Origin of the sequence: Streptococcus tangpeifui (genome assembly GCF_011038795.1) — a bacterium.
Classification (GTDB): domain Bacteria; phylum Bacillota; class Bacilli; order Lactobacillales; family Streptococcaceae; genus Streptococcus; species Streptococcus tangpeifui.
In genome coordinates, this window is sequence record NZ_JAAKDU010000003.1 from 248830 (window position 1) to 270004 (window position 21175).

Annotated in this window: 19 protein-coding genes and 2 pseudogenes; 3 read left to right on the plus strand and 18 right to left on the minus strand. The window is 39.8% G+C overall.

Annotated features, from left to right (window positions below):
• Nucleotides 1-50 precede the first annotated feature (50 nt).
• Genes G7Y32_RS04335 through G7Y32_RS04345 form a run of 3 tightly spaced genes read right to left on the minus strand, consistent with a single transcriptional unit; the run spans nt 51 to nt 1948 of the window.
• Complete coding sequence (locus tag G7Y32_RS04335; RefSeq protein WP_165211118.1) at nt 51-1145, minus strand: PTS fructose transporter subunit IIC; 1095 nt, start codon at nt 1143-1145, stop codon at nt 51-53.
• Nucleotides 1146-1176: 31 nt separating this feature from the next.
• The gene (locus G7Y32_RS04340) at nt 1177-1491 is read right to left on the minus strand and encodes a PTS fructose transporter subunit IIB (protein WP_165211121.1); all 315 of its coding nucleotides are present in this window, start codon (nt 1489-1491) and stop codon (nt 1177-1179) included.
• A gap of 1 nt (nt 1492) precedes the next feature.
• A complete protein-coding gene (locus G7Y32_RS04345) occupies nt 1493-1948 on the minus strand; it encodes a PTS sugar transporter subunit IIA (protein WP_165211124.1) in 456 nt (151 codons plus the stop codon).
• Nucleotides 1949-2145: 197 nt separating this feature from the next.
• Here G7Y32_RS04345 and G7Y32_RS04350 point away from each other — a divergent pair, with 197 nt between their 5' ends.
• Nucleotides 2146-4089, plus strand: coding sequence for a BglG family transcription antiterminator (locus G7Y32_RS04350; RefSeq protein WP_165211127.1), 1944 nt, complete (start codon nt 2146-2148; stop codon nt 4087-4089).
• Nucleotides 4090-4412: 323 nt separating this feature from the next.
• On the opposite strand, the gene G7Y32_RS04355 is transcribed toward G7Y32_RS04350, so the two are convergent.
• The 13 genes and pseudogenes from G7Y32_RS04355 to G7Y32_RS04410 form a co-directional block, all read right to left on the minus strand.
• Complete coding sequence (locus G7Y32_RS04355) at nt 4413-5354, minus strand: NAD(P)H-binding protein (RefSeq protein WP_241154202.1); 942 nt, start codon at nt 5352-5354, stop codon at nt 4413-4415.
• Between the two features lie 121 nt (nt 5355-5475).
• Entirely contained in the window at nt 5476-6414 is a 939-nt protein-coding gene (locus tag G7Y32_RS04360) for an NmrA family NAD(P)-binding protein (protein ID WP_165211130.1), read from the minus strand.
• A gap of 88 nt (nt 6415-6502) precedes the next feature.
• Complete coding sequence (locus tag G7Y32_RS04365) at nt 6503-7390, minus strand: LysR family transcriptional regulator (RefSeq protein ID WP_165211133.1); 888 nt, start codon at nt 7388-7390, stop codon at nt 6503-6505.
• A 166-nt stretch (nt 7391-7556) separates the two neighbouring features.
• Nucleotides 7557-8381: a glycosyltransferase family 8 protein gene (locus tag G7Y32_RS04370; RefSeq protein ID WP_165211135.1), complete on the minus strand. Its 825-nt coding sequence runs from the start codon at nt 8379-8381 to the stop codon at nt 7557-7559.
• 264 nt (nt 8382-8645) lie between these two features.
• On the minus strand, nt 8646-9131 hold the full coding sequence (locus G7Y32_RS04375) for a QueT transporter family protein (RefSeq protein WP_165211137.1): 486 nt from the start codon (nt 9129-9131) through the stop codon (nt 8646-8648).
• A gap of 184 nt (nt 9132-9315) precedes the next feature.
• The gene (locus G7Y32_RS04380; RefSeq protein WP_165211139.1) at nt 9316-9597 is read right to left on the minus strand and encodes an SDR family NAD(P)-dependent oxidoreductase; all 282 of its coding nucleotides are present in this window, start codon (nt 9595-9597) and stop codon (nt 9316-9318) included.
• Complete coding sequence (locus G7Y32_RS04385) at nt 9590-10435, minus strand: alpha/beta fold hydrolase (RefSeq protein ID WP_165211141.1); 846 nt, start codon at nt 10433-10435, stop codon at nt 9590-9592. Before G7Y32_RS04385 ends, G7Y32_RS04380 begins: the two co-directional genes overlap by 8 nt.
• Nucleotides 10436-10438: 3 nt before the next feature.
• Complete coding sequence (locus tag G7Y32_RS04390) at nt 10439-11443, minus strand: NADP-dependent oxidoreductase (protein WP_165211143.1); 1005 nt, start codon at nt 11441-11443, stop codon at nt 10439-10441.
• A 131-nt stretch (nt 11444-11574) separates the two neighbouring features.
• Nucleotides 11575-12003 (minus strand): Rrf2 family transcriptional regulator, encoded by a 429-nt coding sequence (locus tag G7Y32_RS04395; protein WP_165211145.1) that lies wholly within the window; start codon nt 12001-12003, stop codon nt 11575-11577.
• Between the two features lie 394 nt (nt 12004-12397).
• The gene (locus G7Y32_RS04400; RefSeq protein ID WP_165211147.1) at nt 12398-13090 is read right to left on the minus strand and encodes a GNAT family N-acetyltransferase; all 693 of its coding nucleotides are present in this window, start codon (nt 13088-13090) and stop codon (nt 12398-12400) included.
• A gap of 958 nt (nt 13091-14048) precedes the next feature.
• Nucleotides 14049-14225: pseudogene (locus G7Y32_RS10545) on the minus strand (replication-associated recombination protein A); the annotation flags it as partial.
• Complete coding sequence (locus tag G7Y32_RS04405) at nt 14203-15189, minus strand: alcohol dehydrogenase catalytic domain-containing protein (RefSeq protein ID WP_165211149.1); 987 nt, start codon at nt 15187-15189, stop codon at nt 14203-14205. The gene G7Y32_RS04405 and the pseudogene G7Y32_RS10545, both read right to left, overlap by 23 nt.
• Nucleotides 15190-15203: 14 nt before the next feature.
• The gene (locus G7Y32_RS04410) at nt 15204-15647 is read right to left on the minus strand and encodes a MarR family winged helix-turn-helix transcriptional regulator (protein WP_165211152.1); all 444 of its coding nucleotides are present in this window, start codon (nt 15645-15647) and stop codon (nt 15204-15206) included.
• 276 nt (nt 15648-15923) lie between these two features.
• Between G7Y32_RS04410 and G7Y32_RS04415 the strand changes: the two are divergent.
• Together G7Y32_RS04415 and G7Y32_RS04420 are read left to right on the plus strand one after the other, a co-directional pair.
• Nucleotides 15924-16058 (plus strand): annotated as a pseudogene (locus tag G7Y32_RS04415) (MurR/RpiR family transcriptional regulator); the annotation flags it as partial.
• 124 nt (nt 16059-16182) lie between these two features.
• A complete protein-coding gene (locus G7Y32_RS04420; protein ID WP_165211155.1) occupies nt 16183-17097 on the plus strand; it encodes a LysR family transcriptional regulator in 915 nt (304 codons plus the stop codon).
• Nucleotides 17098-17408: 311 nt separating this feature from the next.
• On the opposite strand, the gene G7Y32_RS04425 is transcribed toward G7Y32_RS04420, so the two are convergent.
• Together G7Y32_RS04425 and G7Y32_RS04430 are read right to left on the minus strand one after the other, a co-directional pair.
• A complete protein-coding gene (locus tag G7Y32_RS04425) occupies nt 17409-18593 on the minus strand; it encodes an oxidoreductase (RefSeq protein ID WP_206221352.1) in 1185 nt (394 codons plus the stop codon).
• Nucleotides 18594-19265: 672 nt separating this feature from the next.
• A complete protein-coding gene (locus G7Y32_RS04430) occupies nt 19266-20615 on the minus strand; it encodes a dihydrolipoyl dehydrogenase family protein (RefSeq protein WP_165211158.1) in 1350 nt (449 codons plus the stop codon).
• Nucleotides 20616-21175: the final 560 nt, after the last annotated feature.

Below are 21175 nucleotides of genomic sequence, written 5' to 3' on the forward strand. Positions count from 1 at the left end.
TCCTATTAAAAAAGCACATACCTCTTATGATATGTGCTAATAATACGTATTTACTCGAAACTAATCTCGATATCATCAACACTAATGTCTTCTGTTGAAGTACTTTCTTTAAAGTTGACAAATATTGGGGCTACCAATCCGATAAATGCTGCTCCAGCAAATAGACCGATGAGATAAGCCCATCCATTGCCTACTGTAAAGAAACCATACACACCACCAACTGGAGGCATTTTAGCATACATGCCAAGAGCAATACCGATAGCTGACGCAAGAGCACCGCCAATCATATTAACTGGAACCAACTTAAGTGGGTTTACCAGTGTAAATGGGATGGCACCTTCCGTGATACCAATGAACCCCATCACATAGTTATTGCGACTTGCATCCAACAATTCATCACTCATTTTATTTTTGTGGAAAAGTGAGGCAAAAGCATACCCCATTGGGACGGCACAGATGGCAACATTTACGATAATTGCTGGAAGATAAATACCTTCCGCTAGCAAAACATTACCAGCCATCCAAGATGCTTTGTTGATTGGACCACCCAGATCAGAACCAATCATAGCTCCCATAATAAGGGCCAGAACAACTTTATTGACATCATTTTCAATCATGCCTTTAATCCATGCGACAAGTCCCGTATTAATCGCGCCAAGTGGATCTGCAAGTAGAACTCCCATAACCAAAGCAACGGACATTGTTCCAAAGAGCGGAAAAACAATCAAAGGTAAAATGCCATTATATTTTTCTGGTACTTTGATATGATTTTTACACCAGACAACAACATAACCGGCTACAAAACCTGCAATCATAGCTCCTAAGAAGCCGGCATTTGTTTTTGAGGCAATCGCACCACCGATAAAACCTGCTCCAAGGGCTGCTTTGTCCGCAATTGAGTAAGCAATAAACCCCGCAAGAACTGTATTAATCAGGCCAATACCAGCCCAACCAACCTGTTCAATTTGATATAAATAATGCGTGAATCCTGACGTTTCAGCATAGGGATCTAAGCTTGTAATTCCCATTACAAGAGCAATCATTTTAGGAATTGCTACAACTAATGACGCTCCAATAATCATAGGGAGAGCATAACTAATCCCTGTCATTAAATGACCTTTGGCCGTGTTAAGAAATTTTTTCATCCCAATCACTCCTTTATTTATTCGACCTTAATTACTTTTTTAATACTGCATCTACACATTTGGTTAGTACAGCCTCTGGTGCTTTAATACATGTTGCAATATTTACTCGAATTTGTTTTTTTCCTTCGAAACGTTCTTGATCTACAATTTTTTGGTCCGTCGCTAACAAAACAAACGCTGCTTCAGCAATTTCCTGAGCAGTCAGCTTATTGACTTGTCCCATAGAACCCTGTTGCTCAATACGTACTTTATAACCTAATTTAGAACCAGCTTTTTCCAATGCCTTAGCAGCCATTGGTGTATGAGCTAACCCAGCTGGACAAGAGGTGATTCCTACAATTTTCATTTTAATAAGCTCCTTCCATTGCTTTTTTGATTTGTTTTTCTAATTCATCCTTATCTGATGAATTTTTGACTGAGGTAATGAATTCTTCTTCTAAAAGAGATGTAGCAATTTTACTAATCATTTCTAGATGCAATATGCCTCTGTTTTTACTAGGAACCAGCAATACAAAGACATTTGATACTGGTTTCTCATCAAATGTTTCCCATTCAATGGGTTCCTTTAACTTAAGAAAGAGAACTGTTGGTACTTTTATAAAATCCGACTTTGCGTGTGGTATGGCAAATGAATCTTGCAATCCCGTCGAGACCTCTTCTTCCCTTTCAAGAAAGGCTGCCACTAATGCAGATTCATTATCAATAATATTCTTTTTCCCAGCATACTGAGCAATATAACGAAACAGTTCTAACTTATCTTTAACGTTAACATTTAATAAAATATTGTCTTTTGTAAATTCCATTACTCGACCTCCTTTCATTTTACAGATACATCTTAACATCAAAATACGGAGACGTCACTAACACCTTTTTCCACTTTATTTCCGCAAGAAGCAAAAAATATTTTTTACTTTTTTCAACTTTTTGTTTGAAAAACATCAAAATTTTCAAAAATGATTTTATGATAAAATAAAAATAGCCTAAGAATAAGGAGGTTCTTATGTCTTTTTTTGACTACCAAAGACTTGATGATATCGTGAATCTATTATTGAATAAAAAAGAGGCTGTTCACATTAATGAATTAAGTTCATACTGTAGTGTTTCTGACAGAACCATCCGTTCGGACATCAATACTATCAATGATTATATTAAAGACCATGGTGCGCATGTCATTTTAATCAGGAAAAAAGGATATGTCATAGAATACTTTGATAAAAAGGCCTTTGATGAATTTTGGTCTCACCAAGATACTGGAACATTTCTTTTTACGACTTCTGAAGCCCGACTAACCTTTCTTATTCGCCTATTTTTAACTTCTGAGGAATTTATCAGCCACAACTATCTTCAGTCTGTGTTATTCGTCAGCCAAAATACACTCTACAGTGATTTACGCGCTTTAAGACAATCCCTAACTGGATATAATCTTAAAATTCAAAATAAAAGTAATTTAGGATATAAAGTACTTGGTCAAGAACAAGACTTTAGAAGTGCCATCATAGATCTCATTTTCAAAAATAATTTTACAGAATATCTCACAGCTTCCACTTCTGCCGAGAAAGACGTCTGTAGCAATATCAACTATGATCAATTTAATAAGATTTATGAGGAACAACTTTCTAAAGAAATATTTATTGATTCTGATTACTTCCAAAGAAATATTTTTACAAGCTTATTGTTAACTGTCAGTAGAGTTAAAGCTGGGCATACGCTATCTAAATTTGAGCAAAGTATTAGACTTAGTCAACATTTCAAACCAGTAATTAACCAGTTCATTAAAATCATTGAAAAGCAATTTGATTTAAAGCTATCAGCTATAGAAAGAAGTTATATTAATTTTTGCATAGCTGAAAATTCTCCGCATCTCATCGATGATTCAGCAATCAACGAAAATCAAGAGCTTGCTGAGAATATCCTTGAACTCATCCACAATACTTTACAAAAGTTGACTGATTCAAATTGGATTGATGATCTTACCTTAGAAAACAATCTGCTAGAACATATAAAACTTTTTCTTAAGATTCAAACCATCAAGGGCAATCGAAACAATCCTTTATTGAATACTGTCAAAAATAATTTCCCTTATGCCTTTGATTTAGCAATTGGCTGCAGTAGAGAAATTGTTAAAAGGTACAATATCCATTTTACAGAAGATGAAATTTCATATATCGCTTTGCACTTTGCAAATGCTATAGAACGTAACAGCGCAGAAAACCACAAACAAGTATCTTTAGCTATTATTTGCGGAACAGGACAAACCCTTAGTTCAATCATTGAAGCTAAGATAAAAAGAAGATTTCCCAATACCTTCTCTAGCATTGAAAAACTCTCCTACACTACTTTTTTAACCTATGATAAGTCATCCAATAGATTTGATCTAATTGTGTCTACTATACCTATTAGAGAAAATAGCTCTAAAATTGTTTTTATCGACATTAATGATTTAGATGCCTCAATGACCCAAATTGGTAATAAAATAAACGAGTTAGTGGTTCATTCAATCAACACTCCTGAAGGATTACTTTCAGCTAAATACTTCCATGTTATACATGAGAAATCGACAAAGGAAGATGTTCTAAGTTACTTACATACGGAACTACTCTCTCAAGGATATGTCAAAGAGAACTTTTTAACTGAAATTTATGAAAGAGAAAGTATCTCATCTACCATCATTTCAGACTCTGTTGCCCTACCACACCCACTCGGTGATGCTGTCATAACAAGTACCATTTTCCCTGTAATTGCACCAAAAGGGATTACCTGGGATAGTAAGCTAATAAAATTCGTTTTCTTATTTGCCATAAAGGCAGAAGAACCTGAAAAAATGGAATTCATCTATGAGCGACTTTTAGATTTCATAACTTCAGAAAAGCTACAAGCCAAATTATTAAAAGAACCCACCTTTGACTCTCTGCTTTCTATTTTGGTGAAAAATAAACATCAGTAATCGATTCTTAAATTTCAATTTTCTATTCTGAGTAGGGGGCAATGATGCCTCTCTATTAACCATTTAAAGAATTGATACTTTTATTGTACTAATTTAGACCGACCTCAAAATTAAATTACTTCTTGATAGAGTAAGACAGTAATCAATCGCTATTTCAAAACATCCAAAAAGTCCTTAAAACCGAGCAATTTTAAGGGCTTTTAATTGTTGATTTGTATATCACGTATAGTTGTGGAACAGAGCAATTTATAAATTCAATTGAGAATAACTCCAATAAAAAAGAAGATCTAAGTGACCTTCTCTGACTATTTTACACTTTCTCCTCACTCCGCCACATGTCTATCGCCTAAGAGATAGTCCTTTGGACTTTCAAACATTTGGGCAACTGTAATTGACCGCCTTCCTGTTAGTTTAACAAAATCACTAGCTGCTACATCTAAGAACCCTTGAGTAACAGTCGTACCAAAGCTGACCATTCCTTCAGATGTTGCCTGAATAGGACTCTTACTGAAATCACCATCAGTATCACGAGGCACACCAATACTGTCAAAGTAAGCATAAAGCTCTTCATCCGTGAGTTTTGTATAAGTAATATTATTTTGAGTTGCCTGATTCGCAATATCTAAAAAGCGTTGATAAGACACCGGTTCCAGACCATTGATATTCAAGATTTCTCGGTGTAATAAATCATTTGCCAAAGCACAGCTAGCTGCAAGTGCAGCATCTTTTCTTGAAATGAACCAAACACGACCATCTCCCATATTTTTTGAAATCGTATCTTCACCAGTCTCTACAGCTCGTAGATAATCACTAATAAAGGCTTCCGCGAACAAAGAGTTTCTCAATATAATATAATCTAATGGTGAGTTTTCAATCAATGCCTCTGTATAGCTGTGATCGACATTTTCAATACTTGGATTGAAGGGATGACTTGCTGAAAGAACTGAGGTATAAATCATTTGTTTAACATTTGCTTTTACACAAGCTTCCACCACGTTTTTATGAGCAAAACGACGTTTTTCACCAACAAATGGCATCGATACGAGCAATACCTTATCAGCATTATCAAAGACCTCAACTAAATTTTCCTGAGAGGTAAAATCGGCAACAGCTGTTGCAACTCCTTCACGCTTACACCACTCTAATCCATCTTCTTTGGGTGCTGTAAAGAGTAATGATTCCTTAGGCAATAACTCTAAAACATTTTTGGCAACTTGAGCCCCAAAATTACCGTCAACTCCATTAACCACAATTTTAGTCATCATATTTCTCCTTTAATTAAGCGACAAAAGTGTGCGACACACAGCAAAATAGGAAACCTAACATAGACGCTTGAAGCGGCTAGGAAGTCTTTATATTTTGCAAGAGGTGTTGTCGCTGTATTATTTAATTATCTTGAGAGTGTCGCTCTCCAACTTGGAATTCTGCTTCATGTTCAAACATATACCGAACAGTCAAAGCCTTGTCTCCCGTAAGATTTTCAAAATCATCAGTACAAAGATCCATCTTACCTTCACGAATGGCTTGAGCAAACGTCACCATACCTTCCGATGAATAAGGGGCTTCAGAGTTATCTTTAAAATCACCATCGGTTGTACGAGGGACACCCATAGCATCAAAGATAGCATAATTTTCATCGTCGGTAATTGCTTTATAAGTAATATTATTGCCAGTAACGTCATTACCAATGGCCACAAACTCTGCCATAGTCAAAAGCTCTGGTCCATTAATATTTTGTATAGATTTATGCAAATCATCTGCTAACAAAGCGTAAGCCACTGCTTTTGCACAATCCCTTCGAGAAATATAAGCCATCTTGCCATCGCCCTGGCTATTAGCAAGCGGTGCATTTGCGTGAACAAAGGTGAAATAGTTTGTAATCATGGCTTCAGCATACTGTGAGTTCCGTAAGAAAATATAATCGAGACCAGATTCTTCTATATATTTTTCGGTAAAAGCATGGTCAATCTTTTCCTTACTAGGATTGGTTGGGTCAGATGCATTGACTAAAGAGGTGTAGATAATTTTCTTGACCCCCGCTTCTTTAGCTGCATCTACAACATTTTTATGAGCGGCTTGTCGTTTTTCACCAACAAATGGCATAGAAATAAGGGCCAAAACCGCTACATCTTCAAATTTTTCAGCCAGACCTTTGTGGTTGAAATTCATTTGGCGAGTCTCAACTCCTTGATTTTCATATTTTTCAAGAGCTGACTTGCTATAGCCGCCAAAGATAAGGCTAGATTTTTCTGCTAGGCTAAGCAGATAATCCGCAGCAAGACTACCCAAATTTCCGTCAACGCCTGTTAATAATAATTTGCCCATGTGAATATCCTCACTTTCAGTAGATAAACTTATTATAGGTGAAACGCTCCCAAAATGCCAATTCTGATTTGTGATGAGCTATAAATTTTTATAATATGTAAGTGCTTAACTGCCTTATAAACTGGGCTAATGCTTCATTCTCAGTGTCATCCTTATAGGCTAGCACAAGTTCATAAGTATGCTGACTACTATTTATGGGAATACTCTTGATAATTCCTTTTAAATTATCAAGAGCATACTCATCAATCGCAAATCCAATCAACTGCTCAGTGAGGATATAAAAGAAACCTTCTTCAAAATCATCTACAGTTCTGGCTATATTTGGATAAAAGCCATCTTCCAAGGAACGTTCCCTCATTGTTTGATAAGGCTTTCCCATTTTTTCTTCACTTAGCATAAGCAAAGGATACTTATATAAATTCTCGACATCAATACTATCATATTTAAAAAGATCGTGTCCTTTCGGAACTAAAGCTCTGTAAGTCCCGGATTTAACGATCATTTTTGATATGTCCTCGTTCATAAACTCCTCTGAAAATGATAGTGCCATATCAGCCAATCCTTTTAAAAGATAGTTCTCAATATCCTTGCAGTCAACTTTTTCTAGCTCCACACTGAAAACTTGTGGTTGATTCTTTAGAAAGCTAATAAGAGGTAGCAGTAACTTTATATCACTTAAAGATGTATAAGCTAAAGTAATTTTGGGAATTTGTTGACTTTGGGAACGACAAATAGCCTCTTGGGTTTCTTCATACTGCCTCAGTAATAATTGTGCATGATCATAAAATATTTTTCCTGACTCTGTAGGTCTTATGGGATTTTTAGAACGATCGAAAAATACTGTATCAAACTCTTTCTCTAAGCTAGAAATGTATTGACTAATGGTAGCTTGAGAAATATAGTTTTTTCTCGCCGTTTCAGTAAAGTTTCTACAATCGTATAGGTCAATAAAGTATTTAAGTTTTTCGATGTACATATCTTTCTCCCGTTATAGCACTAAATATTAATAAAACTTTTTCCCAACTAATCTTCTATACTTTCATCATAATCGGATCGCAGAAATAACCTTCTTGTGCCTTCTCCCGTTCTTTCGTTGGTCTGCCTCCATTTCAACACTCGAGTCGATTTTAAGCGTCTCTACTTTAAATCTCATGCGCTTTTTTAGCCATATATTTATAAAGAGCTGCATAGCGGGTAGTATAATTAGGTTTCCAAGGTTTGTCTCGACCAGCAAAGTGCAAAAAGACTGTATTTTCAATGACCCAGTCAATATCCCAATTGCCACTGCTGCGTGCTTGGTACAAACGACTGTATCTGGCATCGTAATTGTAAATCTCATCAGGAACAGCTTGTACTCTGTCTGCATAGAGGCCATTTAAGACATCCTGATCAGGCAAAATCAGCTTGGTCCGATTTTTTTCGATATACTCTAAAATATCCTGACGCTCTACAGTTTGACGAATCATAGGAAGATTCATAAGGAGAACACCTGTATTGAAATAAAAGGACTCCATCTCATAATTCTGAAGGCGCAGCTGATTGATCACATCCATAACTTTACTGTCAGCATTATGACTGGCTGCGGCATAGAGATTTAGCCCCAATTCTTGCTGGTAAAACTCTCTAAAATCATTGAGACAGAGGATATCCGCATCCAGATAGAGAATCTTGTTCATATCTTCCGGTAAAAACGCGTGCGCCAGAAGGCGATAATAAATAGTATCAGGATAGCGATCTGTCGTCGGGGCATCCTTGAAAGGTTGATCCCCTACAATAATAGGATGGTAATGATAATCTAACGTTTGACAAAAACGAGCTAGCTGGTCGTTTTTTCTTAGGAGTGTTTTTTGCAGAAGATAAACATGCACCTCAGCAGCAGATAGATTTCGCTTAACAGAATAGAGCGTTACTTTAAGCTGCTCGACATAGGCATCATCGACAGTGAACAACAAATTGACTGGCTCCATAACTCAATTCCTTCTTTTTAATGCTAGTGTCATTGTAACACGCTCAACCTAAAAATAAAATACGAGTAGAATGATTGCCCAAATGATAGCTACAAAAAATTCTATCCAAACTCGGATAGAATTTTATACAAATCTTGTGTTATTTGGAAGGCCGATAACCACTAATATCTCCCCATGAGTTATACCAAATCTGCAATCCCGCTCATGAGTTTATCCATAATAACAGAAATTGGAAACACATTTTCCATAGTAACTGGCCCCTACTTAAATAAGGAATCTTTCTAGGGGTGTTTTGAGGTATTTATCGACGATAAAGACACCGATGACGGCAATCAAGAAGTTTGAAACACCTACAGAAAAGACGCTGAGGGCAAAAGCCTTGCTTTCAAATGGAATCTTGGTTACGTAAAAAATGACACTTGAAACGACGAGACCAGCTGTTAGGGCGTATAAAAAGCTCTTAAGGTAGGCTGATTTGAAGATTTTATTATAGACGAATAGAGATAGAGTTTGGATGACAAAGCCACCCAAGACATCAATCAGACCGAAACCTGTAAAAAAGTTACTGACCATGACCCCGATCACGAGACCATAAGATAGCCTTGGAAAGAAAAAGGGAACTGCCATCAAGAGTGTTGATAGGCGAAATTGGAAAATCCCACTTGAGATAGGGTTGATGAGGGTCAGCACTAGATAGATGGCTGCGATCATAGTATTTTGTGCGATGAGTTTGGTAGATAGTTTGCTCATGGTTCACTTCCTAATCTTATTCTATAATTTCTGTCACTGCTATTACTTGCAAGCTTATAACTGACAGGATTATTATTGTAACAAGAATATCAGATTAGGTAAAGAACTGTTTATGGGGAACTAGGGCGTCAGCATGTTTATAGCCTTGACTAAACAATAGAATTTTAGCCGGTTTAGCTTCATTTTATGCGGTCATGACCACGGAATGGCCCTTTTGGGATACCCAGTTTTCTTTTTTTGTGATCGCTTTCATCATGTCTAGCGTGTCTGACAACTTGCACAAATCAGCCAGATAGGTATGAAGTCTAGCATTCTCTGTATTCTCCTTAATCTCTTGCAGGGTCGCCTGCAATTTATTGGGATTGCGACCGTGTAAGATAACCTCATGGCCTTCGCTGGCTAGCTTGGCGGCTAAGTGTTTGCCGATACCGTCTGTTGATCCAGTGATGAGGATGGTTTTAGTCATGTGACACTCCTAAGAAATCCTCTAAGTCCTTAGCAAATTGATCAGCATACTGAAAGAGTGAACCATGACCAGCATTGGGATAGATGATCAGCTGGCTATTGCGAATTTTTTTGTGCATGATGTAAGAATTTTCCGTCGGCACCATCATGTCCTTATCCCCATTGGCGATAAGAGTCGGTTGGCTGATAAAGGTTAAATCATCCTCAACAGCCTTGCCCCAGCGTTTGATGGCTTTAAGCTGACGCAGGAAAGACGGAACTGCCATGGCCTTGTCCGTATAAGCCTGATCACGGCTGTCTAAACGACTGAGAACCTTATCCGCCTCTATTTTGCCCTTAGCATCATGCCCGTAAAAAATATAGCGTTTAGGATCTACGCGGTGGAGACCAGCACGCGCCATGTAACGAAAGGTCGTTGCCGTTACTTTATCAATACCGACGCCGCCTCGGTGCCCTGTCCCAACTAGAACGAGTCGGTTGACTAGATTGGGCGCAAGCCGCACGACTTCTTGAGCGACCATACCGCCCATGGACAGTCCCAGTAGATTGATGCTGGTATAACCCATGGCCTTGACAATAGCAATCACCTGCTCAGCCATGCCTGGAATAGTTGGGGCAACCTTACCTTCGCTTGCTCCAACACCTGGTAAGTCAAGTAGGATAATATGTTGTTTTTGAGTCAAAAGGTCGATCAGCTTAGGATCCCAATTATCCATGGTTGCTGCTAAGTGAACCAGCATGACCAAAGGCCGTTCTGACTTACCTTTTGCGATTTCACGGTAGGCGATTTTATTGCCATTAACAGTAATATATTGGTTTTTAGTTGTTAAATAAGCCATGTTTTACCCTTTCATGCTGAGGACTGTTTTACCACGTGAGCGACCATTAGCGATTTTGTCTAAGGCTTTATTGACATCTGAAAAGGCAAAGACGCTATCTATAGACGGCTTGATCTGGCGCTCGGTAAAGATATCTGCCACTTCTTGCAGCTGTTTACCATTGCTTTTCACGAAGATAAAGTCATAATGGACCCCATATTTATCAGCCATTTTATCGAATTTACGACCAGCTTGAGCAAAGAGAAGCTGCTTATATTTGGGAAGGTTCATACGCTTGGCAAAGGCCCCATTGGGCATAGCACGAAGCGACACTAAGTGACCAGCAGGTTTTAAGACAGTCATCTGTTTCTCGGTCTCCGCACCGCCTAGTGTGTCTAAAACCAAGTCAATATCTGACAAGAGCTCGGTATAATCCTGTGTCTTGTAATCCAAAAATTGATCCACACCTAGTGATAGGACACGATCACGACTATCAGCTCCGCCATTGGTGATAACATTTAAGCCTTTAGCCTTAGCAAGAGGGATAGCCATAGCTCCGACGCCACCAGTTCCACCTGAGATAAAAAGGGTCTGCCCGGCTTTGGCATCCATCAGCTCTAAGGCCTGCATAATGGTTAGAGCAGTCAGTGGCACACCAGCGGCTTCTTCATCTGTCAAATAATCTGGAACGATAGCCAAGGCTTCAGCGTTCACTGCCACATATTCGGCAAAAGCACCAATACTATCTAACGGCAGGCGTCCAAAGACACGTTCCCCCTTCTTGAACTGGTTCACATTGCTGCCGACCTCCTCGACAATCCCCACAACTTCATTCCCTGCAATCAAGGGCGTCTTATAAGGAACGATCATCTTGATCTCACCACGAGTAATCATGTTATCCAGTGGGTTAACACCGGCAGTCAATACTTTGATAAGGACTTGGTCTTGCGCTGGTGTTGGCTTTGCGATATCGACTAAGTCAAGGTTGAGATTGTTTTTGTTGTAGGCGTTTAATTGTGCTGCTTTCATGATTTTCTTCTTTCTAATTTTTGGAAATAGCAGAGCTGGGTCTGCTAGTAATTATTGAGGTAATTGTCAACTCTGTCTTGTTCTTGTTTTTAATACAGATACAAGATGGTTTTAATAATTAGCCAAGCTCATCACTTGGCTAAACTCGCTTGTTTGTAGAGGTTGGAAATGACATCTGCCAAGCTTTGACCGGCTAGCTCCTCAGCTAGTTGTCTTTCTGCTTGTTGGAAAACTGGGCTGATGGCCTCTCCGATATGCTTGCCAACAGGACAATCCATATTGGCATGCTGGTGGACTTGAAAAAGCCTGACCTGCGCCACTTCTTGAGTCGCATAATAGATGTCTAACAAGCTAATATCTGAGGGAGCCTTAGTGAGCTCATAGCCGACCTTGCCCTGATGCGAGGTCAATAAATTAGCGTTTTTTAAAAGAGCAATGACCTTTCGGATATAGCTAGCATTGGTTCCTACGCTTGTTGCCAAAGCTTGTGAAGATAAGCTTTCCTTGGTTTCAGCAATCATAGCTAAAATATGGATGGCCACTGAAAATTTCGTATCCATAGCACTCCTTTCATGAAATCCTAAACCATTATGTACTTCAAAGAAGACAAGTCTCTTTTAACAAAAAAAGAAATATCTTCAATTCCACACAATCAGCAAGTTGTTCCTGTTGATGATACAAGTATAACTTATATAAAATAAAAGTCAAGCATATTGGATCGATTTGGCATAATTTTTATGATTCTAAATTCAAGTACAGTTAGCTATTGTTCTTGTCTTTCAAGAAATAATCCTTGCCTTTTCTGAATCTCACAAACTATTGCTACACTAGTGATTGATAGAAATTTATCATAATGTAAAAGTGCACCTATAAAGAAGATAGAAAAAACACTTCTGCTAACATCTAGTAACCTAGAAATCAGAAGTGTTTTTTTATTTGTTATCTCTGCTATATCTAATCTTGCAGAGATCTTTTCTGTTGGCCGTTGGCATCAAAATTATCAGGTGAGAGCCACCGCTCAAAGCGTACTTTCTGAGCAGGCCATTCCTTATCAAGAATGGAGAACCAATTCGTATCACGGCTGCGTCCCTTATAGACCGTGTGCTGACGGAAGGTTCCTTCAAAGGTAAAGCCCAAGCGAAGGGCAGCCTGATGCGAACGCTGGTTGAGGGCATCACACTTCCATTCATAGCGGCGATACTGCAACTCTTCAAAGACATAAGACATGGCCAGATATTGAGCTTCTGTCGCTGCGATGGAATGCTGCAAGACCGGAGAATAAACAACCCATCCCATTTCAATAGTACGGTTGGCAGGATTGATACGCATCAGAGAAAAGAGGCCGACGACCCTATTCCTTGCTTTATCCCGAATGGCAAAGAAATAGGCATCTGTCTTGTACGATAAACTCACTAGCCAATCAGACACTTCTTGACGCGTTTCAAAGGGACCGACAGGTAAATAGGTCCAATCTTGTGGCTGTCCATTGGTAACAGCAAAGTCATAGATATCATCCAAATGCTTCTCAATATCTAAGTGCTCCAAGACAACTGTCCTTCCAGTAAGCACCGCAACATCTGGAAAAGCACCGGGAGTGAAGTTGGGGAGAGACTCTCCGATTTTTTGATGAAATTCATTATAAGGCATAGCAGTCCTCCTTATACTAAGATACAAAGCCGTTAAGCGACTCAAAGGAAAATAGGAAAGTCGACGCAGATGCAGTAGGCATCTAGGAGACCTTATCTTTTTCCACAGAGTCGTAGGCGTGTTCAGTTACTAAGATACAAAGCCGTTAAGCACTCCAAAGAAAAATAGGGAACCTGACGATGAATCACTAAAGATTCAAGGAAGGTGAGTCTTTTTTCGCAGGAGTGTAGGCGTGTTCAGTTACTAAGATACAAAGAAGCGATTCGCTTAGCGAAAATCTCTGACCGAAAAATAGGCGACAGACGCCGTGTCCTTGGACACAAAGAAGTCGGTCTTTTTTCCGAAGAGATTAGCTTCATGTTCAGTTAATTAAGATACGGCAGAGGCTTGTTATCTAAGAGCTTCGCACTTGATACCAAACGCCAATCACTATGGTGAATTGGCTACCTCTCCCACTAACTTCGTTTGGTTAGTAAAATCGACTAGCCAAACGAAGTGTCGCAAAGCCGTTAAGTGACTCAAAGGAAAATAGAGAATCAGCAGAAAGTCCTAATTTTCTAAACCATTTATCTTTTTTATACAGTCTTTAGATCGTATCCGATTTGCTCATCATTATAGCACCCGTTCATTAAAAAAACAAGTAACCTCACTAGAAGCGCTGCACCTGTCTTACATTAAGCAGGCCAAGCTTTTAGGGCAGGCAATGCAGATGGCTAAGGAGAAAATGACTTTTAATCTCTTAGTCGACGCGATACCTTTTAGCCGTTATCAAATGATACTTTTGCTATTCCTATTACTGCTACTATAATAGGTTTTGCAAAGGAAAGCGATCTAAATGAGAGCCGTTTCTTTCTACTACCCCCAAAATTCGTCGAATGACTGTTTTTCCAATCTTTAATAGAGTTCAAACACTGCTTAATCCTACTTTTTTGCCCTTCATCTGGCGGCTTATAATAAACGGCACCCAGAAGAACATTGATGTAATCTGATTGCTATCGATCACATCTGGCGTAAAAATTCACCTTCTCCCCACCAAGTGTGTCTGGCCGATAAAATCTTCCAAAGTCGTTGGAGGAACACGACTGGCTAAGGGGGCCGCTTCCATATCTTGATCAAATAGAGATGTTTGTGCCATTTTGGGCCTCTTCTAATAAAACAACATGTTTTCCAAGATTGTGGCTATCATCCATTTGACGATGAATATCTGGAAGGTCTTCTAAGCGGTGAATTCCCGCTGGCTTGACATCAAGCTGATAATAATCAATGAAAGCAAACAGTTCCTCTACAGTCCCTTCATCAACAAGGCCTGAATAGGCCGTTGACAGATACTTATGATTTTGCAGAGCCATAATGGGATCAAAATCTTCTAAAAACCATTTACCACCGAGTTGGCCGACACTTGAAACAATACCAAAAGGCTGCAAGTGACCGAGGCTATCCATAATCGTTGCGGGACCAACTAGTTCCAGTATTTTGCTGTAGGTTTGCTCGGTCTGCAGCTGACCATCCCTATCCTCAATAATATCTGTAAATCCCAGCTTTTTCAACTGGGACTTTTTGGACAGGACTCTCGTCGTAGCCGTTACGGTCATCTGTGGATATTTCGCCTTAGCTAACTGCAGAAAGGCCAGACCTAAACCGCTCGTACCACCACGGACTAGGACGGCATCCTCAGCCTTTAGCTGTAGATTTTTCATCGCCAGAAACGCGGTATAGTAAGTTTCAGGAACGGCAGCTAACCGTGCCCAGTCTAACCTAGTCTCAATAGGATAGATTTGATGATTAGGGACCAACACATACTCTGCGTAACTGCCATCAAAATCTCTGCCCATCTCACCCATAAGTGATACCACCGTTTGCCCAACTGGTAAACGTTTTTCATCGGTCGTTTGCTCTATTAGTCCGACCACCTCGATCCCTAAAATTCTCGGAAAGGTGACACTGGGTGAATAACCCTGCCGCGTAAAGATTTCTGAGCGATTAACACCGAATCCCTTCACCTTAATCAACGACCAACCCTTCCTAAGTTTAGGCTTGGGAACTTCCTTTAGCTGAAGAACCTCAGGGCCGCCCGCTTTTTCCACAACAATAGCTTTCATAACTTCCTCCCAGTTTAATATTTCTTCTCTTCAGACTCCAGATTATTAAGAATGCGCTGAAGGTAGCCTTCAACAGCCGTAATTTCCTCTTCTGTAAAACCTCGGTAAAAGACATCACTCAATTTTTGACTGACAGATTGGCCAACCTCTTGCTGGCCTAGTCCCAGTGAAGTCGTTTCATAATAACGCTTGCGCTTATCACTGGCAGAGGCAAGGCTTGTAATCAAACCTTGTTCTTCCAAGCGTTTTAACATCAGGGATAAACTGCTGGTAGCTAGTCCTGTCACCCTAGCTAAGTCCGTTGCTGTCTGGGGCTGCCGTTCCCAGAGAGCAGATAAAATTTTCCCTTGTTCTGCCTTATACAGCGCTCGCTGATCCATTGCGAGATAGCGGTTAAACAGCCGCCCATTCAACAATCGTATCTTGAGTGTCAGATATCCCCCATCCTTACCCGGCATTTCCAATCTCCTTTATTTCTATCTAAAACAATTTAGTTGCTTAAAAACAAACTATAAAGACCAGTTTTCTACCATATTTATTTTTATATAAAACTTTCTGTCACCTAAATCATAGTACACAAAAAAAAACTTTGTCAAAGATTTACCCAATAAAATTTCCCATACAATCAAGAGAGTCACCAAAAAGCGGCAAGTTCGTGATATCCTCCTTTTCTCATTTCTGATATAATCTATTTATAGTTACTACCTTACTGTCATCTAAAAAGAACATTTATTTTAGTAAAACTAACCCGTTTAAAATTGTACGGCTTTAAAACAGAACTGTCTTACTTTCCTGATTTTGAGGTTCACTCTCGTCTACCGCTTTATATTCTAGGTAGAGTCTTACTAGATACTTTTTCAGCTAGTGTTCAGTCAACAAAAAACTACCCTTGCTTAAGTTGCAAAGATAGTCTTAGACTAACTCATATCATCTGTGTTGTAAGAGCATGATTGCTTGCCTAGCATTGCTGTTTTTATTTTTAAGGAGTTTACCATGACGTTTGAACAACTGCTCTACGCAGAAATTTTAGCACAGCACCATTCCATGCAAAAAGCTGCGGATGCACTTCATATCAGTAAATCCGGTCTAAGCTTAGCCATTACCCAACTTGAAAACGAACTGGGCGTCAAACTTTTTGAACGAACAGCCAAGGGAACTTACTTGACTAAACAAGGTAAGCAGCTTCTAGCTTCAATTTCAGATATTCTGCGATTTAAAAATAATCTCGAAAGCACTGCCAAACAAATCGTTGCTCGTGATTATCAAAAAGTCACTATTCATTATATGAATACCTTATTAAAGCCTTTTATGACTCCTTTTACCAGGAATTTCCACACAAAGTACAGTCAGATTCAACTGGACATTAGCTGCCATGAATTAGGCTCCATTATCAGGCGCCTGCACAGTCAGGAAATTGATGCTGGTTTTATTGCTGTCCAACAAAGTGACAATGACTGGCTGCAGCATCTGGTCTTTACACCTATCTGCGATACCAAGTTAAAGCTCATCTGCTCTCTTGATAATCCGTTGAGTCAGCTAAAACGACCTATTAGACTGGAGGATTTGAAGTCACAAAAATTTAGCCTTTTTAATGACCGCTTCCACGATATCCTGTTTGAACGTCTACAATTTCAAGGCGGCCCCTTACAGCTTGTTCTACGCGTTGACGATGCTTGGGCTATGAAAGAAGCCATCAGCAAACTCAATACTGTCTGTTTTGGCAGAACCCTGCAAGAAGAGCTCTCCAGCAGTACTGATTTTTCGGAATTCGTCAGCATTGATATCGGACATCTGATTGATGATAATTTTAAACTCGGTTGGCTGACTAATCCCAACCACATGCTATCAAGCAAGGTTCAATATTTAATGGCAGACATCACAGCCGAGATTCAATCTTTTCAGTCTTAAGCCGACCAATAGTCTAACACGCTGAACACAAAAACAGCCGTTCTTTACCAGAGCGGCTGAAACAAAATAAATGGAAGCTAGAAGCCTTATTATCAGCCACCAGCCTAGCTGGTGGTTTTCTTGTTTTTCTCTCTGAGAAAACTGGCTGGAAGCCATGATTTAAAAAGGGAATACAGCCAAAATCAAATTCTTTGCTGCTTGACTGCATTCTCTTTTTGTGTTTTTACAGTCAGCTGAAACCAAGCTGGAACAACCGGCAAAGACCATTGTTTCAAAAGCTGACAATCTAAATTTAGTTCCAAAAAACAGTATTATTGTGTACCATCATGGGTGACAACATCATCAAGGCTGGTTGTTGATAGGGTTTTGAGATAATCAATACCCGGCATAGCAAAGTATTCAGCATTTGCCAGCAGATCAATCAAGCCCGGTGTCAGATGAGAATTTTTAACCGATTCTTCGCTGAATTCCAAGAAAATCTTATCTGCCTGACCGGTCTGCAATTTATAAGCGATTTGCGGATCAATCAGCGTTGCGCGGCCAAGTGATACAATATCCACATAGTTCAGAGCGTCTTCCATTTTTTCAACAGTGTGAATACCGCCGGCAATCAACTCTAAAGTTGGTGCTTGAATCCCTTCGCCCAGCAATTGGGCAAAATTCTTATCCGAATCAACAGGAGTCGACGTATAGTCATTGGTTGAGAGATGAATATAGTCAAACTCAAAGGTTTCCGTCAACTTTTTGACCAGCTGCTGTGATTCATGCCAGGTATAGCCGACATTATCGCCATGGATTTCTTCAGGACTAATACGGTAGCCAACGATAAAGTCTTTAGGTGCAAATTCTTCGGCAGCCTTGAACACTTCACGCGCTACTTCAATAGCAAAATTCATACGTTTGTCCAGCGATCCACCCCAGAAATCTGTACGAAGATTGGAAAAAGCCGAGAAAAATTCCTGATGGAGATAGTGGTTAGCACCGTGAATTTCAACACCGTCAAAACCGCAGTCAATGGCACGTTTGGTCGCAGCACCAAAATCTTTGACAATTTGCCAGACTTCATCTTCAGTCAACTCATGCAAAGGGTAGTCAATCCAAGGAAAATCCATAGCAGATGGCACTTCCACACGACCACCGAGGACATGGCGGTACTGTGCTTCACGGCCAGAGTGCACCAACTGCAAAATCGCTTTGTTGCCATCTTTTTTAAGAGCATTAGCAATTTTAGTCAAACCCGGTTTAAAATCGTCATTGTAAATGGCTAATTGTTCACGGTCCTTTGCCCATGAGCGTGACGGTCCGCCATTGGGACTAACGCTGGTGTACTCCACAATGACCATTCCTGCAGACTGCGAACGTGCTGCATAATAATCGATGGTGTCCTGTGTCACCTTCTCATCCAAACCACTGTTAGTCAGCATGGGGGACTGAGCTGTCCGCGTTTTAATACTTGCGCCATGGCGAAAAGTTACAGTATCTGTCAATTTTTTCATAATGAAAGCGCCTCCTTATTCTGATAAATCAAGTTTAACATTTCACAAGTTATTTAGGAAGTTCACGAAACTTGATACAGTGTTGACTGTAACTAAACACTGAAAGTTACCGTACGATATCATAAAAATAAGACTAGAACCAACACATTTCCAATCCCATTTTACTATTTATTAGTCAGATAAATTTTATAGCACCTAGTCCTTTAAAGGTAAGCTGAGGGTCACTTCCCCTTGCCCCAGAAGCTACTTGGCCTGAAAATAGTCAAGTTTCATATAAGACCGGCTATTGGAACCGTAGGAAATTACTAACTTATATAACCTATCTCTATCAATAAAGATCTGCATTTTAGCAGGGACCAAAGGTAGCTTGAATTAATGCTTCCCCAATGTTACGGTTGTATCAGCCTAAGATTGACTATCAATAATATACAGTTTGTTAAAATCAGCTGAATGTCTTCATAGTCAAAAGCAGTCCAGACATGAAAAAACCTCCATCAGCTATTAAACTGACAAAGGATTTTTAAATATCCCAAAAGGTCATCTTCAGCCTGCAGCATTAATATGATGATCTTCCTATAACCCTAACAGCCGTGTTGTAGCTTTCAGAGCATCGCTAAGCCATTCCTTACTTTTCTCTTAGGAGTAAAAGAGTCTCCCATGTTTTTAATGCCATTATTCTGATTTCAAGAGCGGGGTCAATGTTGCCCATAGCATATAAGTTTGGGTTGGGAAGGACATAATCATACTGTTAAGATCCTTAGCCGTCATTTTCTTCTCAATGATCGGTGTTAACCAATCGAGCCATGAACCAACCTGACTGGAAATGGCTGCTGCTCCTACTAAGTAATTTTCACGATCAAAAATCAAGGTCAGTCCTGAATCTAATTCATGGTTGTTGACCCAGTCATTTAGCTTGCCCCATGGAATTTCAACCAATTTGTATTGCTCAGACTTGGCTGCGGCCTCATCAATAGTCACACCCACTTGTCCGATACGAGGAAGGGTAAAGACTAGATTTGGCACGACGGGATAATCAATTTCAGGTCCTTCAGGATTTAGAATATCACGCCCGATATAATTGGACTCAAACTCAGCTGTCGGAGTCAATTTAGGAATGGTTTTATCGACCACATCACCTGAAGCGTAGATGTTAGGGACAGCAGTACGCATGTAGCTATCTACCTTAATACCGCGTCGGCTGGCTTCAATACCAAGCTCTTCTAAACCAATATTTTCAATATTAGCCACGCGGCCTGTTGCATCAAGAACAAAATCCCCAACGGCACTGATACCATCCTTACTGGACACCCGTAAACCACCGTCAACTTCTTCCACAGAGGATACTGCTTGGTTAAAGTGGAATACGGCACCTTGTGATTTAAATTTGTCGACAATCTTCTTCACGTATTTTTCGGGATAGGCGAGCAGGGGGCGATCAGCATACTCAAAGAATGTCACTTTCTTCCCAGCTAATAAAGCCATAGAAGCAAATTCCATCCCGATAATACCTGCTCCAATCACTATCATGTGATCAGGTAAAACGTCTAAATCTAGAAATTCTGTACTGCCATTCGTTAATTCCTTACCGGGAATATCAAGCTTAGCATTTCGAGCACCTGTACCGATGACAATGTACTCTGCTGAGAATTTCTGATCACCGACGGCCACAGTATGAGCGTCTTCAATACTGCCGCGACCGCGAATAATATCAACTCCCAGTTCCTTAAACATAGCTGCAGAAGCCACTTGAAAGCCTGCCAAAGTCTGGCGCTTATGAGCCATAAGCTTTGTCCAGTCAATCTGAACATCTGCTTTAAGGCCCAAATCCTGATAATTAAGCAGGCCATCTAAATATTCAAATGGCCCATCCAAAAGAATTTTGGCATCACAGCCATAATTAGTACAAACACCACCAATTTTATCCGCTTCGATCATCGCAACCTTTTTACCAGCTGCTGCAAGAAGTCTAGCACCGTGATTATTAGCGTGCCCGCTTCCAATAAATATTACATCATAATCCATGATTATTCCTCCCTATTGCTCTAGTTCAATTACTGGATTAGAGAGTGACAACAAAATCAAGAGGTTGGGCAAAACTTGTCCAGTCTCCCTGTTTTGAAGTACACTCTTGGCGCAGTGGTTGGGAGCAAGACTTGTTAGCCACACCAAGAAGTCTTCCCCCTGCACAGTTCATTAGAGAGTGAGACAGAAGTCAATTGACTTCGTCTTCCCACCTCCGCACAGTTGATTAGGAATTGACATGAACTAACGTTCATAGAATTGGATATCCTCCAACAGTTCCCCAAACAAACTGTTGGAGCTATCACTTGCGGAGCAGTTAAACAGTCCACTAGACTGTTTAAGGGGCGCCTGAAAATAGGAATGCGCCCCGAGATAAGGACCTCCAATCAACCACTGCGTCAAACTGTTATTACTGCAAAAATAGAAGGCTGGAATACTTTTTTTCCAGCTTCAAAGAACCACTGCTAGCTAGTTTTCCTTTTACCACAAGGCCAAAGCGGAAAACTTAAACGAATGTGATAACAGCCTCCATCTCATTTCCAACCTCCAAAGGTCCACCG

What these genes read in the sequence shown, in the direction of transcription:
- G7Y32_RS04335 (WP_165211118.1), bottom strand. Translation starts at nt 1,145, where the DNA reads ATGAAAAAATTTCTTAACACGGCCAAAGGTCATTTAATGACAGGGATT.
- G7Y32_RS04340 (WP_165211121.1), bottom strand. Translation starts at nt 1,491, where the DNA reads ATGAAAATTGTAGGAATCACCTCTTGTCCAGCTGGGTTAGCTCATACA.
- G7Y32_RS04345 (WP_165211124.1), bottom strand. Translation starts at nt 1,948, where the DNA reads ATGGAATTTACAAAAGACAATATTTTATTAAATGTTAACGTTAAAGAT.
- G7Y32_RS04350 (WP_165211127.1), top strand. Translation starts at nt 2,146, where the DNA reads ATGTCTTTTTTTGACTACCAAAGACTTGATGATATCGTGAATCTATTA.
- G7Y32_RS04355 (WP_241154202.1), bottom strand. Translation starts at nt 5,354, where the DNA reads ATGATGACTAAAATTGTGGTTAATGGAGTTGACGGTAATTTTGGGGCT.
- G7Y32_RS04360 (WP_165211130.1), bottom strand. Translation starts at nt 6,414, where the DNA reads ATGGGCAAATTATTATTAACAGGCGTTGACGGAAATTTGGGTAGTCTT.
- G7Y32_RS04365 (WP_165211133.1), bottom strand. Translation starts at nt 7,390, where the DNA reads ATGTACATCGAAAAACTTAAATACTTTATTGACCTATACGATTGTAGA.
- G7Y32_RS04370 (WP_165211135.1), bottom strand. Translation starts at nt 8,381, where the DNA reads ATGGAGCCAGTCAATTTGTTGTTCACTGTCGATGATGCCTATGTCGAG.
- G7Y32_RS04375 (WP_165211137.1), bottom strand. Translation starts at nt 9,131, where the DNA reads ATGAGCAAACTATCTACCAAACTCATCGCACAAAATACTATGATCGCA.
- G7Y32_RS04380 (WP_165211139.1), bottom strand. Translation starts at nt 9,597, where the DNA reads ATGACTAAAACCATCCTCATCACTGGATCAACAGACGGTATCGGCAAA.
- G7Y32_RS04385 (WP_165211141.1), bottom strand. Translation starts at nt 10,435, where the DNA reads ATGGCTTATTTAACAACTAAAAACCAATATATTACTGTTAATGGCAAT.
- G7Y32_RS04390 (WP_165211143.1), bottom strand. Translation starts at nt 11,443, where the DNA reads ATGAAAGCAGCACAATTAAACGCCTACAACAAAAACAATCTCAACCTT.
- G7Y32_RS04395 (WP_165211145.1), bottom strand. Translation starts at nt 12,003, where the DNA reads ATGGATACGAAATTTTCAGTGGCCATCCATATTTTAGCTATGATTGCT.
- G7Y32_RS04400 (WP_165211147.1), bottom strand. Translation starts at nt 13,090, where the DNA reads ATGCCTTATAATGAATTTCATCAAAAAATCGGAGAGTCTCTCCCCAAC.
- G7Y32_RS04405 (WP_165211149.1), bottom strand. Translation starts at nt 15,189, where the DNA reads ATGAAAGCTATTGTTGTGGAAAAAGCGGGCGGCCCTGAGGTTCTTCAG.
- G7Y32_RS04410 (WP_165211152.1), bottom strand. Translation starts at nt 15,647, where the DNA reads ATGCCGGGTAAGGATGGGGGATATCTGACACTCAAGATACGATTGTTG.
- G7Y32_RS04420 (WP_165211155.1), top strand. Translation starts at nt 16,183, where the DNA reads ATGACGTTTGAACAACTGCTCTACGCAGAAATTTTAGCACAGCACCAT.
- G7Y32_RS04425 (WP_206221352.1), bottom strand. Translation starts at nt 18,593, where the DNA reads ATGAAAAAATTGACAGATACTGTAACTTTTCGCCATGGCGCAAGTATT.
- G7Y32_RS04430 (WP_165211158.1), bottom strand. Translation starts at nt 20,615, where the DNA reads ATGGATTATGATGTAATATTTATTGGAAGCGGGCACGCTAATAATCAC.